The organism is Pseudoalteromonas sp. SWYJ118 (assembly GCF_015864505.1).
Lineage (GTDB): Bacteria > Pseudomonadota > Gammaproteobacteria > Enterobacterales > Alteromonadaceae > Pseudoalteromonas > Pseudoalteromonas arctica.
Genome location: NZ_JADYXC010000019.1, coordinates 35,027 through 49,678, shown reverse-complemented (window position 1 = coordinate 49,678; position 14,652 = coordinate 35,027). Strand labels below are relative to the sequence as shown.

Sequence of the window (14,652 nt, the reverse complement as noted above, 5' to 3'; positions counted from 1 at the left end):
AAGGTAAACGGCAAACCACGGGGTTTGCCACCTTAAACGGTATTTATTCGACTATTTTTATGTCAATCGGTGTTTGGCTCTGCTTTTTTTCTATAAAGTCGCGTACATAACCTTCAAGCTGATCAACAATGTTGTTGTTATCAATGCGCGCTTTTTGGCGTTCGCCATTTATATACAAACCAGAGCGACGATTTGCACCGGCAAGCCCTATATCACTCACAAGCGCTTCACCTGGTCCATTTACAACGCAACCAATTACCGAAACTGACATAGGTTCGATAATATCCTCTAAGCGCTCTTCAAGTTGGTTCATGGTGCTTACTACATCAAACTCTTGGCGTGAGCAGCTAGGGCAGGCAATAAAGTTAATTCCACGCGAACGAATGCGCAATGAATTTAAGATATCAAAGCCGACTTTAATTTCTTGAACAGGATCGGCAGCAAGTGATACACGCAGGGTATCGCCAATACCTTCGGCTAATAACATACCTAAACCTACTGCAGATTTAACAGAGCCTGAGCGCATGCCGCCCGCTTCGGTAATACCTAAATGTAGTGGTTGGTCTATTTCTTTAGCGAGTAAGCGATATGCTCCTACAGCTAAAAATACGTCAGACGCTTTTACTGATATTTTAAATTGGTCAAAATCAAGGCGGCGCAATATATCTACATGGCGCATTGCTGATTCTAATAAGGCTTCTGGTGTTGGTTCGCCGTATTTTTCTTGTAAGTCGCGCTCTAGTGAACCGCCATTTACACCAATACGAATAGGAATGTTATGCTCGCGTGCTGAGTCTACTACGGCTCTAATACGCTCTTCACTACCTATATTCCCTGGGTTTATACGCAGGCAATCAACGCCGTATTTTGCCACTTTTAAGGCTATACGGTAATCAAAGTGAATATCGGCTACTAGCGGAATCGTTACTTGTTCTTTAATACTTTTAAACGCTTCGGCTGCATCCATTGTTGGTACTGATACACGGACTATGTCGGCACCTGCATCTTGTATTGCCTGTATTTGTGCAACAGTTGCATCAACATCCATGGTGTCGGTGTTGGTCATTGATTGCACTGCAATAGGGGCACCATCACCAATAGGGACGTTACCTACATTGATTCGGGTGGATTTTCTGCGTTTAATTGGAGATTCTGAAAACATAGCGACTACTCTGCTAGTGGTAATGTAAATTTGGCTAAACGGTTTTGAGGAAATGCAGAAACATCTACAGGTTCACCGTTTAAAGTAATGTCTACAGCGTCATGCTTACCAAGCACAACTGAAAAAGGAGGCGTACCGCTTACGGTCATAATGTAGCCTGCTTTTTTAACGCCGAATGCTATTTTCTCGCCTTCGCCGTCGTAAATTTCAACCCAACTTTCGCCATTAAAGTTCATGACAATTGTACTGCTAGCATCGTCTTGACTTGCGCTGTTAGAAGCAATAGGAGCCGTTTCTTTAACTATTTCTGGGCTTGTTGATGTTTCACTAGACGTGCTTTGTGATTCTAATAATGATTCATCGTCAATTTCGGCTTGTTGCTGTTGCTCTGAAATACTGGGTTGAGCGGCTTGGCGCTCGCTCATTTTTGAGTTGGCAACGTTTATGTTACTCGTTTGCTCTTCAATAGGTGTCGCGTTTTGCCAAAACCATAAAGCAGATGAGCCAATAACAATCGCTAAAATTAAATAGCTAAAAAACATTAAGCGGCTGTCGTTTGCTTCTTTTTCTGTACGGCGTGAAAAACTCTGCATATTAGCGGGTTTAGCCGGCTCCGGTGGGGCTGGCATCATTGCTAATATAGGTGCGCTATCTACTTTTAATTCACGGCAATAGTTTTTTATATAGCCTTTAACAAAAGTAATAGGGCCTAGTAATGTAAATTCATCATTTTCAAGGCGTTTAATTTGAAGTTCAGACAGCTTTAACGGTGCAGCAATAGTCGCTATGCTAACGTTCGCTTGTTCTCTGTGATTTTTTAATATCTGGCCTACAGTTGGCTGTTCGCTCTGTGTTTGCGTATTTTCTTCATTCATAATGTGTATGAGTCTGGATCCACTAGTAAAAGTTTGTGCCCTGGTTTTAGTGCTATATCAGGACTTAATTTATTCCATCGCATTAATTCATCAATTAATACATGCCGCTGGGTAGCTATATCGTAAAGGGAATCACCAGCTTTAATTTCGTAATAAATATTTGGATCGTTTAGGTATATTTTACTTCCATTCATTACCCGATCCGACTCTTTTAGACCATTCCATTGCAGGAGCTTTTGTAGTTTAACATTGTATCGCACCGAAATGCTAAATAGGTTTTCGCCAACAGCAATTACGTGAAATGGCACGCGTAAAGGCGATACTTTAGGGTTAAGCATTGGGAGCTCTGTTTTTTGTACTGCTTCGTAACTTTTAAATTCAATATCTGCATCATTTTGATAGCTGCTATTTTTAAATACAGTTGTATTTTTAGTCGCTTCGTAGAATACCACGTCACTACTATTTTTTTGAGCGGTAACTGCAGGAACTGAATTACTATAGTTACTAGTTTGCTGCGAATTAAACTGGCCTGTTTTAGGTGCGCCAAACGAAATTATTGTAACTTCGTCATCGGCTTTAGCTGGTTGTTTTGTTGCTATAACTTCTTTTTGAGGTTCGTAAACGGGCTTAGCTTTTTTAGGTGCAGCTACTACGGAATCTGCAGAGTCGTGCTTAGTAGTAAGTGCAAGCATAACAGCCGATGTATCGGTAGGGTTGCTTGGCGCGACGACTTTAGGAGCATCTTCTTTTTGAGTTGTTATTTGTTTTGCTATTACGGTTGCTTCATCGGCTTGCTTACTGACCGTGTTTTTTACCGTCTTAGCTTGCTTTTCTCTTACTATAACTGGATTTACATCTTGGTTATTTGCTATTGCGAGCTTTTTATCTGTTTTTTGCTCGTCGTTTGTTACCAAGCTTGTTGAACCGTCTTGTGGTGAACGTTTCTTTCTGATTACTTTTATTTTTGGTTTTGAACTAACGTGCGCGCCGCTTTCGTCATTTTTTAGTTCTTTTAACTGCGCTTTACGGTATTTTTCTCGCAGTATTTCAAACTCATTAAAACGTGTTCTTTTCTCTTTTAATGCATAGGCTTCGTTACTGCTAGAGTAAGTTTGTAAGATAGTGCTGGAAATTTTTTCAGCCTCTTCTATTCTGCCCATTCTGTTTTTTACAAGGTAGCTAAGCATTAATGCGCGAGAAGATACTCGACCTGTGCTTTCGTAGCGTTTTAAAAGTTCACTGGCTTTGTATAAGTCACTTTTTGCGTAATACAGCGCTGCTAAACTAATTAACGTAGATGTACGCTGAGAGCTGTGATTAAGTGCCTGTTGAAAGTAACTTTCTGCATTTTCAAAATCATCAAATTCAATAGCACACAAGGCTAAATTTTCGTAACTTTCGGCAACGCGAATATAACTTGGTACTTCAATGGCTTTTAAAAATTGATCAGTTGCACGATCGTATTCATCAATACCACATAAAAACACGCCGTAGTTATTAAGGGTATTAGGATCGTCAGGCTTTATTTCGAGTGCTTTTTGGTAGGCTTTATCAGCTAGCGGGTTTTCGCCTACTTGTTGATAGTAATAAGCAAGAGAGTAATGTACTTCAGGTAGGTCAGGAGCAAATGCAGCTGCACGTTCTAAATTGTATTTGGCTTGAGAGTTATTACCCGTTTTTAAATACTGTAGGGCTAAAGCAATTCGTGTTCGTGCTGCGCCAGTATTATTAATTTTATTTTCGACGACGGGCTTATTACTGCCGTTATAACTACTTTCGCTAACACAGCCACTTAAGGCAAGTGTTGATAGTGTTATAGCAAGTATAGATCGCATTACCTTATCTCTTTATTTTTAGTCCATGGCGCCTATCTTACCTAAAACCTTTGTTGTTGCATCATTTATTTAAAAATAAACAACTTAACCACCCTACATGACTAATTAACATAGGGTGGTTACAGATTATGCTTGGTGGATATTAACGCTAATTGCGTTATCGTCACGCATTTTCTTTTTAGCTAAACGTTTAGTACGGTCAACTACATCACCTACTAACTGTCCGCAAGCAGCGTCAATATCGTCACCGCGAGTTCGGCGCACAATACAGGTAACGCCTGCTGCTTGTAATACTTTTGAAAAACGGTCAATACGGCTATTGCTTGAGCGCGTGTATTCATTACCCGGAAACGGGTTAAACGGAATAAGGTTTACCTTACAAGGTGTGCCTTTTAACGTTTGCACTAATGCATGCGCCTGATCGGTGCTGTCGTTAATACCGTTAAGCATAACGTATTCAACCGTTACATCTTTATTTGCTTTTGAGCCATCGATATAACGACGACACGAGGCTAAAAATTCTTCAATAGGGTACTTTTTATTAACTGGCACTAAAATGTCACGCAGTGCGTTATCGGGTGCGTGAAGTGAAATAGCCAGTGCTACGTCAATTTTCTCTTTTAGTAAATCAAGAGCAGGTACAACGCCTGAAGTACTTAATGTTACGCGGCGCTTAGATAAACCAAAGCCCCAATCGTCCATCATTAGTTCCATTGCTGGCACTACGTTTTTAAGATTAAGTAAAGGCTCGCCCATACCCATCATTACAACGTTAGTTACTGGGCGCTTTTCGCTATGACCATCAAGGCCTATATCTTTAGCTACACGCCAAACTTGACCAATAATTTCAGATACTTTTAAGTTACGGTTAAAGCCTTGTTGAGCAGTAGAACAAAAAGTACATTCAAGAGCACAACCCACTTGTGATGATACACATAACGTAGCGCGCTCTTTTTCAGGGATCCAAACGGCTTCTACTTCTTGGCCGCCTTCCAGAATAAGTGCGTACTTAATAGTACCGTCGCTTGCTTGTTGGCGCACAGTGATTTCTGGCGCTACAATTTCGCACTCAGCTTTAAGTTTTTCTTTAAGCTTTTTGTTTACGTTGCTCATATCGTCGAAGTTATCTACGCCAAAATGATAAATCCATTTCATCACCTGGTCACTACGAAACGGCTTTTCACCGAACGATGCAAATAGCTCGCGCATTGCTTCTCGGTTTAAATCTAATAAGTTAATCTTTTTTTGCTCGGTCATGAAACAACCTCAATCGGTGACGGTGGAGATAAAATTTACGAGGACGAATTGTACACAATTCACTCACTTTAATCATTAAGTAAAACATCATGAGTTTCTGATTAATACTTTACGTAATGACTAAAAAAGGGCCCGAAAGCCCTTTTCAATATGTTAACGAATTCGAATTAACGAGTACGTGAACAAAGCTCTTCGTCAGCGAAGAAGTACGCGATTTCGCGAGCAGCAGATTCAACAGCGTCAGAACCGTGAACAGCATTTTCGTCGATGCTATCAGCGTAGTCTGCACGTAAAGTACCAGCTAGTGCTTCAGCAGGGTTAGTAGCACCCATGATTTCACGGTTTTTAAGAACAGCGTTTTCGCCTTCAAGAACTGTAACCATTACTGGACCAGATGTCATGAAAGATACTAAAGCACCGAAGAAAGGACGTTCGCTATGTTCAGCGTAGAAACCTTCAGCTTTCTCTTGTGAAAGGTGAACCATTTTAGCTGCAACGATTTTAAGGCCAGCAGATTCGAAACGGTTGTAGATAGCGCCAATGTGGTTTTTAGCAACTGCATCAGGTTTTACGATTGAAAAAGTACGTTCTAAAGCCATCTTTATGCTCCAATAATTTTAAGTAAAAGTGTGAATATTAACGGGCGCGAATTATACGCGTTTTAAGTGAAAAATCCTAATTTTATTAAAAACCAGTTTGGTTGCCGTTTTGTGATCTCGATCAAACGCAAATTATTGACCGCATTTATACTGCCGCGCTTCTGTTTACTTATTTGTTAATGACTAATCTGAATTCTGCTTGGGATAGATTTATTTTTCAGAGTTTAGGTTAACTACTTATGCAACTGGCTTAAACCCAGTTTGATGTATGGAGCGCACATGTCACCCGTTATTTCTTCAATGCCTTTTATTCCTGAATTATTATGCCCCGCAGGCAGTTTAAAAAACATGCGCTACGCGTTTGCTTATGGCGCAGATGCGGTTTATGCAGGGCAGCCTCGCTATAGTTTGCGTGTACGTAATAATGAGTTTGACCTAGATACTCTGCAAGTAGGAATTAGTGAAGCGCATGTGCAAAATAAAAAGTTTTATGTGGTGTCTAATATTGCACCGCACAACGCTAAAGTTAAATCGTATTTACGTGATATAGAACCGGTTATTGCGATGAAACCCGATGCGCTAATTATGTCAGACCCTGGTTTAATTATGCTTGTTCGTGAAAAATGGCCTGCCATGCCGATCCACTTATCGGTACAGGCGAATGCGGTAAATTACGCGAGTGTACAATTTTGGGCAAAGCAGGGAATTGAACGCGTTATTTTATCGCGGGAGCTGTCGCTCGAAGAAATAACTGAAATACGGACACTCTGCCCAGACACCCAACTTGAAGTGTTTGTACATGGCGCACTGTGTATGGCGTATTCGGGGCGTTGTTTGCTCTCTGGTTACATAAATAAGCGCGATCCAAATCAAGGCACATGTACTAATGCATGTCGCTGGGATTACGATGTAAAACCTGGTGTTGAGAACGAAACTGGCGAAATGGTGCATAAAATTGACCCCAAACAGGTTATTCCTACACTGGGTGAAGGCGCGCCAAGTAACGATGTATTTATGCTAGAGGAACAAGGTCGCCCTGGTGAGTATATGCCTGCGTTTGAGGATGAACACGGCACGTATATTATGAACTCAAAAGATTTACGCGCTGTGCAATACGTAGAGCAGTTAACAAAAATGGGTGTACATAGTTTAAAAATAGAAGGGCGTACTAAGTCATTTTATTATGTAGCGCGCACAGCACAAGTTTATCGCAGAGCAATAGACGACGCAGCTTCGGGTAAACCATTTGATACTAACTTATTTTAAACACTCGAAAATCTAGCACATCGTGGTTATACCGAAGGCTTTTTAAAACGCCATGCCCATCAAGATTATCAAAATTATGAATACGGCCATTCGGTATCAACTAAGCAGCAATTTGTGGGAGAAGTACTTGAGCGCTGCGAAAATGGATTAGTTGAAATAGACGTTAAAAATAAATTTTGTACAGGCCACTCTTTAGAGCTTATGACACCACAAGGTAACTTTACTTTTAAGCTTGAATATATGGAAAACAAAAAGGGCGAAAGTATTAGCGATGCTAAAGGCTCCGGTCACATTGTAAAAATACTGCTAGATGAAGACATTAACTTAGCGCATGCTATTTTAATGCGTAATCTTGAGGAACACCAAGATACTCGTAATCCATTTAAACAAGCTGTTTAGCTACAGCTGAATATAGTTTTTTCAAAAAACTCGGGGTTATAAAAACCCCGAGTTTGCGACTTTATTTAAAATAATATTAATTATTTTTCAAGCTGCTTTAGCTTATCTCTTCGCTCTTTACGTTTTTGTTTTAATGTTTTGCTTGCATGTTTTTTAGGTTTTTCTTTACTCATTACAAATAACTCCAATTAAATATATAAAATTAATAAATAAAAATTGAAATAATTTACTCTATATTTCCTCCTTAATATTAATGGCTATTATTTCCCAAAGGTGGGATTCCCCAGCTTCTTTATATTCAATAATATGATTTATTTTATGCCCTAAAAGAGCGACCCCAAGAGGAGAGTGAAATGATACGTCATTAATAAAGTGCCTTCGTTGGTTTGGAGGCACTAAAGTTATACGGCGCTTAAAACCGGTGGTTATATTTTTAATAACCACCGTGCTATTAATTTTTACATGCGGATTGAATTTTGACCAAGGCCGCTGTGAATACTCGACTTCTTGTAGTAAATACGCAAGCTTTAACGGTTGTAATAGTACCGCTGCGTCTGTGAAGTCATTTTTAGACAGGAAAGATTTTTTACGCTCGAACAGAAAAGAAAGCACGGACTAATCCCCACAAAAACTAAATCGAATTTAAATATATAAAGGTACAGTGTAACTGCCGAGTGTAAGGGTTACACTCGGCTTAAATTCCGAAGGTGGTATTTGTTTTTAGCAGATATGTGATTAAAGTAAACATATTATCCTCTTTGTTTAAATCAATCATATTGAGTTTAAAAATAAAGTCAATTGAGTTTTAGGTTAAAAATATATTGGCGATAAAATGACAGTTTAAAACTGTTTTTTTTATGTTTTTATAAATTCGTTTTTTTCACTAAATTGTTGTTATTTCTGTGTGTTAGTTGCTCACTATTTGATTGAAGCTAAGCGACTAAATAGTTAAGTGCTATTTATGGGATCTATAGTGCCACTTATGCCTATTTATAATATTTATAGATTAAATATACTGGTGTTGTTGTTTATTAAAGTGTAATTGTGTGGCTAGTATTTTATTTTTTGAAGCTTAAGCTGCTTATTTTATAGAGTAGAAGCTAGGTATCGGGTAACGCTCTTGTAGTGGCTACGTGTTTTACAGCTGAACCTTTATGTAATAGTCATTGCATTCAACAATGTTAAATAACCACTTTTTATTCAGGTTTATCGAAGTAAATTATAAAGGGTCTCATTTATATGTGGATAATTTTTGCATTACTCGCCACTGTTTTTTTTGGTGCGCGAGGAATAATGTACCAATGGACGTCACAAAAAAAGATTAATCGTAATCTATTATTATTCGGTGTTTTTTTTGTGGGATTTATAATTAGTGCGCTAGGTACTGTGGTGTTTGAGCACACATGGTACGGCTGGGCTGATATTACGGTTGGGCTCGCTTTAGGTTTTGGATCTTTTGCGGCTAATGGATTTTTGCACAAAGGGTTTTCGGTTGGGAAAGCGTCTTTAATTAGCATCCTGTCGGGGTTAACGCCTTTATTTGTACTTTTATTTGCCTTTTTATTATGGAAAGAAACCTTAACTGTTATTCAATTAATCGGCTTTTTTATTATTTTTGGCGGCCTTTATATTATTCGCTACTCCAGCGATATCTCATTAAGTAATTTACAAGGCGCGCAATGGGGATTACTCGCGGCACTGTCTTTTGCATTTAATGATTTAATGGGTAAGCAATCTACACTTCTTGAGGCTGATACGTTTGCAACTTTAACGTCTATGTTTGGTTTTGGTAGCTTTCTTTTTGCCGTTAGTTGGTTAGTAAAGCGTAAAAAAATGCTAGCAGAGCAAGGCTCTTCTCAAGCGTATTGGTCTGCCGGTAAAACATTTTCGTGCGGGTTACTTATTGGTTTAACAAATGTAGCTGGCATGGTTGCAATAATATCGGCTTTTGCTATTGGTAATACAGGGCTAGTTTCAGCGATTTCAGGTATGAATATTTTAATTATTTTGTTGTATTCACGCATCGTTCTAAAAGAGTCTTTTACACGCCAAGAAGTTATAGGATTAACAACGGCATTTTTAGGTGTAATTGTACTAAGGCTTAGTTTTTGAAAGATGAATTAGCTTAATTACTTTGCTGTGAAAAGCCTACACTGCTACATTTTAGTGAAGTGTTGCAGTGTATGCTCTATCAGTAATCGCACTCGATAAGGGATTTGTTTTCTGTCGCGATAAAGCATAGAAAATGGCTGCCCTTTGCTTTGCCAATCAGGAAGAATGTGTTTAAGCTTTCCGGCTTTAATAAGTGGTAATGCTATATAATCAGGGATGTAGCTAATACCCACACCAGACTCAACTGCTTGTTTCATCATTTGAATTTCATCAACTTCTAATCGAACATGTGTGTTTGGATTAAAACTGTACTCTTCACTCGTTTGCTGATTTTTTAATTGCCACGGTACCAACCCAACGCACGTAACTTTTGGGTGATCTTCTAATTGCTTAGGATGAGTGATGGATTGATAATCATGATTTAAGTGAGTACATAATATATTGTGAGTAAGCTTAAGCTCCCTAATAACCCAATTATCAATGGCAGGATTTCTTACTCTAAACGCTATATCAATCCCTTCTTTTTCAATATCAATAAGGTTATTTGAAAAGCGTAAATCTAATTGAATTTCGGGATACTGTAGTAAAAAATCACAAAAAATAGTACTTAAAAAATGTTTACCCATGTAAATGGGGGCAGAGATCCTAATTTTTCCTTTAGGTTGGTCTTTTTCATCACAAAGTGCTTGCTCAATACACTCTACTTCGTCAAACAACTTGCGATAGCGGTCGTAATATAACTCGCCAGTATGCGTAAGTGTCACCCGATGGGCATCTCGATTTAATAGCGTTAATTGAAGAGCTTGCTCTAATAAGCGTATTCTACGGCTTAAAGTTGATAGTGACATACCAAGGTCTGCTGATGCTTTTTTAAAGCTACCTAGTTTTACTATGGTGCAAAAGTAACGTAAATCATCGAGAGAATAATGAGCTGCCATCAGAACTACTTTATTGCTTAGGAGGTAGACAATATTAACAGCGGCGCTTTAAAATTTCATTAGAGATTAAGAGGGGAAAGGCTGAGGTTATGTAATTAAATTATATCTGTTATGAGTAATATAAAGAAGAATATTGCCTGGGATATTATTGATTAAGTTCAGCATTGCAAAGGCTAGCTGTGCATCGCTTTCGCCTAATAATAGATAATTAGTAACTGAAACCTTAAAAAAGCATAAAACATTACTGTATCTAAAATCGCTTTTTTATAGTGATAGTGGGTGCGGTAGTATCCATTAAGTTACGAGATAAGGGCTGTAACACCAATTGAATATAGTTTATGGCGATTATGTAATTGTTTAAATAGAAGGCGCAGTTAAAAGTATCAATTAACAGTGTCTCATTTTATCAACTCTCGTTTTTAATCCTAAATAAAATCGAAGAAAAGCCAACAGTGAGTAACATAACGGGTACGAGTATTATAAAAGACCATACGTAATTTCACTTCAAAAAGTCTCACCTAACTTCCATATCAATACTTTAAACGTATTGTGCAATATTTTAATGGGCATCAAATTTCAGCTTATTCGTAAATACCAACGAGCTAGTAAATCAGCGTGGGAAGATAACCCAAGGATATTGTTGTTTGTTGATAGGCATTTTTTGCAGTTTTTTGAAGGCAATTCTGATTTTCATGGCGATATTAAGAAGGTGTTGAAGTGGTTAGTTTTTTTACTTATTTACACTGGCCAAATTAATTATGCCGATATAAGGCTTAATACTTTGGTAACAATTGTGAAGAATCGAAAGTTACAATTTATGTAAAGGGATGGTTACAGTGGCATCGTTATCTCTTATTGATGGTTTTTTCATTTATTTAATATTGCTTACCTGTCTATGACCTAATAAATTAGGTACATCCAAGTGTTTTTATAAATAATATAAGTATTATAAATGATTTGTCTTACATAATTAATTTGCTTAATCTATTTGTTAAATCAATACAAAAGGATTGTTTATGCACTGATTTTGCCTTTTTTACTATTTTCACCCAAACTTTGATCTTCTATTCAAAAAAAGCATAAACTTTTATTCTAGGAAATAGGTACACACCTAAGTCCTAAATATTTACTAATTTATATTTATGCGAGGAATGTTATGAAAGTAAAAATCTTATCTGCAGTAATAGCAAGTACGCTGTTAATTGGTTGCGCTCTCCCTGTCGTTAAGGCTTCTCAATCGGCCATTAAAAGTATTGAAACAAATCGAACAGTTACTAAAGTTAGGACTGGAATGCTGAGCAGTGGCTCATCAATCATAACGACTAGTTATGAGGGGACAGTAGCTGCTTTTAATTTTAATGGACAAAAATTATGGGAAAATGAACTCTCGGGTTTTATGAACCATGATATTTGGGTTCAAGATATTAATGGTGATGGACTTGTAGAAGTATTTGCTGCGAATGCAGATGGTAATGTTTACTGTATTAATAGTGATGGTTCTTTAAAGTGGACGTTTGGACTTAATGAAGTTCCTATGAACTCTGTAACTGTAATCTCTGATGCAGATAACAAGTATGTTGTTGCAGGTGGCTATGATAAAAACTTGTATTATATATCTACTGATGGTGAATTATTAAAAACTATTGAATCAAAAACATACTCAGAAGAAGGTGTTTTTGGTGATGGCGTAAAACCTGAAGCGGGTACTCACACAGTGAATTTTGTACGCCCTATAAAATCTAGTGATGGTACTGAAAAGCTGGTTGTTCTAGGAACAAATAATAGCCTTCAAAGTTCTGGCCGCTTTTATATCTTTGAACCATTTGCTGACTTACCGAGCGAAAAAAGTAGAGTATTAATAAAAAAAGGCATAGGCGACCTGCGTACAGTCGATTTTGATAATGATGGTAATGATGAGCTAACTATAGGTAATAGCGCTCAGATAGGAGATGCCGCTATTTCAGTTATGGACTTAAGTGATCTTTCGCAAAAGAAAAGTCAAATAAATGATATAGCAAGACAAATCGACCGTTTTGGATACCGTGTCGCTCAAACTGAAGTCGTTATTAATGAAGGTATTTCGACGTACTTAACACTTTTTGGATCGAGAATACTTCTAACCCCAGAGTCATTTGATGTGAATGATTCGGAAATACTAGCCAGTAAGTATTCATATTATGATATCTGGAAAGACAAGGATTCAAATAAAATTTTACTTGCAAGTGCTCAAAGTGGAGGCAGCCAAGTACACATAATTGATACATCTAACCCAGATTGGAAGAATGCCTATAAAGAGCTAGAGCCGCAAGGCAAGCTGGCAGCTATACAGAACAATACTAGAACAATTGAAAGGCAACTATCATCTTTTCAAAAGCCGACTCGCGAACGTGAACCTTTACCCGTTTACTTTATTTCAGAGAGTCGTAATGATATCCCAGATACAATCGAAAGAAGTGAGTCTTTGTATGATTCACCTGTATTTTTAAATTACTCGACCTTACCAAATGTAGAGAACTGGGATAGAAGTGAAATACTTGCTGATAACCCGAAGTACCGTGATAAAAGAGATCGCCGTAAAAATTATACATTATCACCTGAGGAAATGTTTAATCAGCTTTCAGATGGTTATGAAAATAGCGATGGGATATCACAGTGGGCAGGTCATGGAAATGATCCGTACATGATTAGTTTAGCCACTATGAAAAGAATTATAAGTAGTGGAGAAGGCAAAAAGACAGTCAATATATACCCGGAGATCGAAGGGCATGGAGAGGCATTTAATAAAGTACTAAATCATCACTTTTATCCTTTAGCCAAATTTAGTAGTGAAAACAACGCTAATTTATTTATGCGAAATAAACATACATTTTGGCAGTCCACTATATATGCTCCGGAATGGTTGGAATTAAGATCTGGACGTTTAGCTGATGCTTTTGTTCCTGCAATGGAAGAAACAACAGATAAATCAATGGAAATAAGTGTGGCAGGGAGAATGGGTCTTTGGGCGGCTGGTTCTGTCGATGATTGGGGTGAGAGGTATGCGAGAGATAACCCTAGTTTTGACCGATTACGTCAACACTCTCATCAAATGGTTCCTAATCATGCGCTTAGACAAATAATCTATAAATTAGCGTCAGGTGCACGTTATATTAATAACTTCGGCTTTAATCAAGAATACATGAGTCTTGCTTGGGAGCTAATTGGTAAAGGAGCGCTTTATGTTCCTAAACGTGATGAGCTATTAAGTTTATCGCCAGTTCACATCAGTATGAAAGAGCCAGACCCTGTTTATAGAGAAACATCAAATAATGTGAAATGGACTACGTTTTATGATGAAGAGAAAGAATCTGTGCCATATGTATTTAGTCGCCTAAATGGCACGTGGCCAGGTGCAAAAACGTTGCCGTGGGATTATTCTAGTTATGCTGCTGATACGAAAGAAAGACGATTAGATTTTATACCAAAATTTCCTAAAGGATTAGTTTTAATCACACCGGTTCAGCAAGGTAAATTTAAAGATGAAGGTACAGTTAGAGGCGCATTGGCTGATAATATGCACCCTATCTATAAAAATATTATGAAGGAATATATTACTGACGGTAAAAGTTACTTCGATCCTAATGGGGAAAATGTAATGGCTGCTGATAGCATTCGATATAAACAAATTAGGGATAAGATTGAAGAAAAATCTAACCTTCTGCCAATGACTGTATCAGGAGAAACTGCATGGGTTGTTGCTCAGTCAGACAAAAAACACTTAAGGCTTACACTTGTTGATAGTGGATACTTAAATCCAGGTGATAAAATTGCTAAGGTGAAATTTAACTCAGTTACACCTGAAACGATAGTAGATATTCTATCAGGTGAAATATTCTCTCCGGATTCAAATGGAGTAGTTGAAATTCCAGTTTTAGCTGGTGCATTTAGATTTATTGATGTGAAAATTACTGAGGATATTAGAAACACCGAAAGTACGTCAATGTAAATACAGCGTTTAATATATGGCGCAGGATTAATATTTATTAGTCCTGCGCTATTTATTTGACATTTTATAAGTCTTGTAAAGTGTTGCTGATAATCAATTAAGTAAGCCGAAATACACTACATCCTCTAATACAAAAATGGTATTTTCCTCTAAAGTTAACTCAAATTTCTTTTCATTTCATAGCGTCTCTTAAGTCTGATGAGACACATGATAAAACCTCTAAT

Annotated in this window: 9 protein-coding genes and 1 pseudogene; 3 read left to right on the top strand and 7 right to left on the bottom strand. The window is 37.7% G+C overall.

All coding sequences use genetic code 11. From position 1 onward, the window contains the following. Positions 1–43: 43 nt before the first annotated feature. The 5 genes from ispG to ndk all read right to left on the bottom strand — a co-directional run bounded on the left by ispG (position 44) and on the right by ndk (position 5,728). Complete coding sequence (gene ispG / locus I6F48_RS15955; RefSeq protein ID WP_007583427.1) at positions 44–1,162, bottom strand: flavodoxin-dependent (E)-4-hydroxy-3-methylbut-2-enyl-diphosphate synthase; 1,119 nt, start codon at positions 1,160–1,162, stop codon at positions 44–46. Between the two features lie 5 nt (positions 1,163–1,167). After that, a complete protein-coding gene (locus I6F48_RS15950) occupies positions 1,168–2,037 on the bottom strand; it encodes a RodZ domain-containing protein (protein ID WP_007583424.1) in 870 nt (289 codons plus the stop codon). After that, on the bottom strand, positions 2,034–3,872 hold the full coding sequence (pilW, locus tag I6F48_RS15945; protein ID WP_197119808.1) for a type IV pilus biogenesis/stability protein PilW: 1,839 nt from the start codon (positions 3,870–3,872) through the stop codon (positions 2,034–2,036). Before pilW ends, I6F48_RS15950 begins: the two co-directional genes overlap by 4 nt. Before the next feature lie 126 nt (positions 3,873–3,998). After that, the gene (locus tag I6F48_RS15940) at positions 3,999–5,129 is read right to left on the bottom strand and encodes a bifunctional tRNA (adenosine(37)-C2)-methyltransferase TrmG/ribosomal RNA large subunit methyltransferase RlmN (protein WP_007583420.1); all 1,131 of its coding nucleotides are present in this window, start codon (positions 5,127–5,129) and stop codon (positions 3,999–4,001) included. A gap of 167 nt (positions 5,130–5,296) precedes the next feature. Next, entirely contained in the window at positions 5,297–5,728 is a 432-nt protein-coding gene (gene ndk, locus I6F48_RS15935) for a nucleoside-diphosphate kinase (RefSeq protein WP_007377442.1), read from the bottom strand. Between the two features lie 279 nt (positions 5,729–6,007). Between ndk and trhP the strand changes: the two are divergent. Then, positions 6,008–7,393 (top strand): annotated as a pseudogene (gene trhP, locus I6F48_RS15930) (prephenate-dependent tRNA uridine(34) hydroxylase TrhP). 231 nt (positions 7,394–7,624) lie between these two features. Here the strand turns inward: trhP and I6F48_RS15925 are convergent. Further along, positions 7,625–8,005 (bottom strand): GreA/GreB family elongation factor, encoded by a 381-nt coding sequence (locus I6F48_RS15925; protein ID WP_165728749.1) that lies wholly within the window; start codon positions 8,003–8,005, stop codon positions 7,625–7,627. A gap of 627 nt (positions 8,006–8,632) precedes the next feature. On the opposite strand from I6F48_RS15925, the gene I6F48_RS15920 reads away from it, so the two are divergent. Next, positions 8,633–9,505 carry a DMT family transporter gene (locus I6F48_RS15920; RefSeq protein WP_165722900.1) on the top strand — a complete coding sequence of 291 codons (873 nt, stop codon included), beginning with the start codon at positions 8,633–8,635 and terminating at the stop codon, positions 9,503–9,505. A gap of 44 nt (positions 9,506–9,549) precedes the next feature. On the opposite strand, the gene I6F48_RS15915 is transcribed toward I6F48_RS15920, so the two are convergent. Next, a complete protein-coding gene (locus I6F48_RS15915; protein WP_197119807.1) occupies positions 9,550–10,443 on the bottom strand; it encodes a LysR family transcriptional regulator in 894 nt (297 codons plus the stop codon). Between the two features lie 1,156 nt (positions 10,444–11,599). Here I6F48_RS15915 and I6F48_RS15910 point away from each other — a divergent pair. Next, entirely contained in the window at positions 11,600–14,428 is a 2,829-nt protein-coding gene (locus tag I6F48_RS15910) for an outer membrane protein assembly factor BamB family protein (protein WP_024592988.1), read from the top strand. Positions 14,429–14,652: the final 224 nt, after the last annotated feature.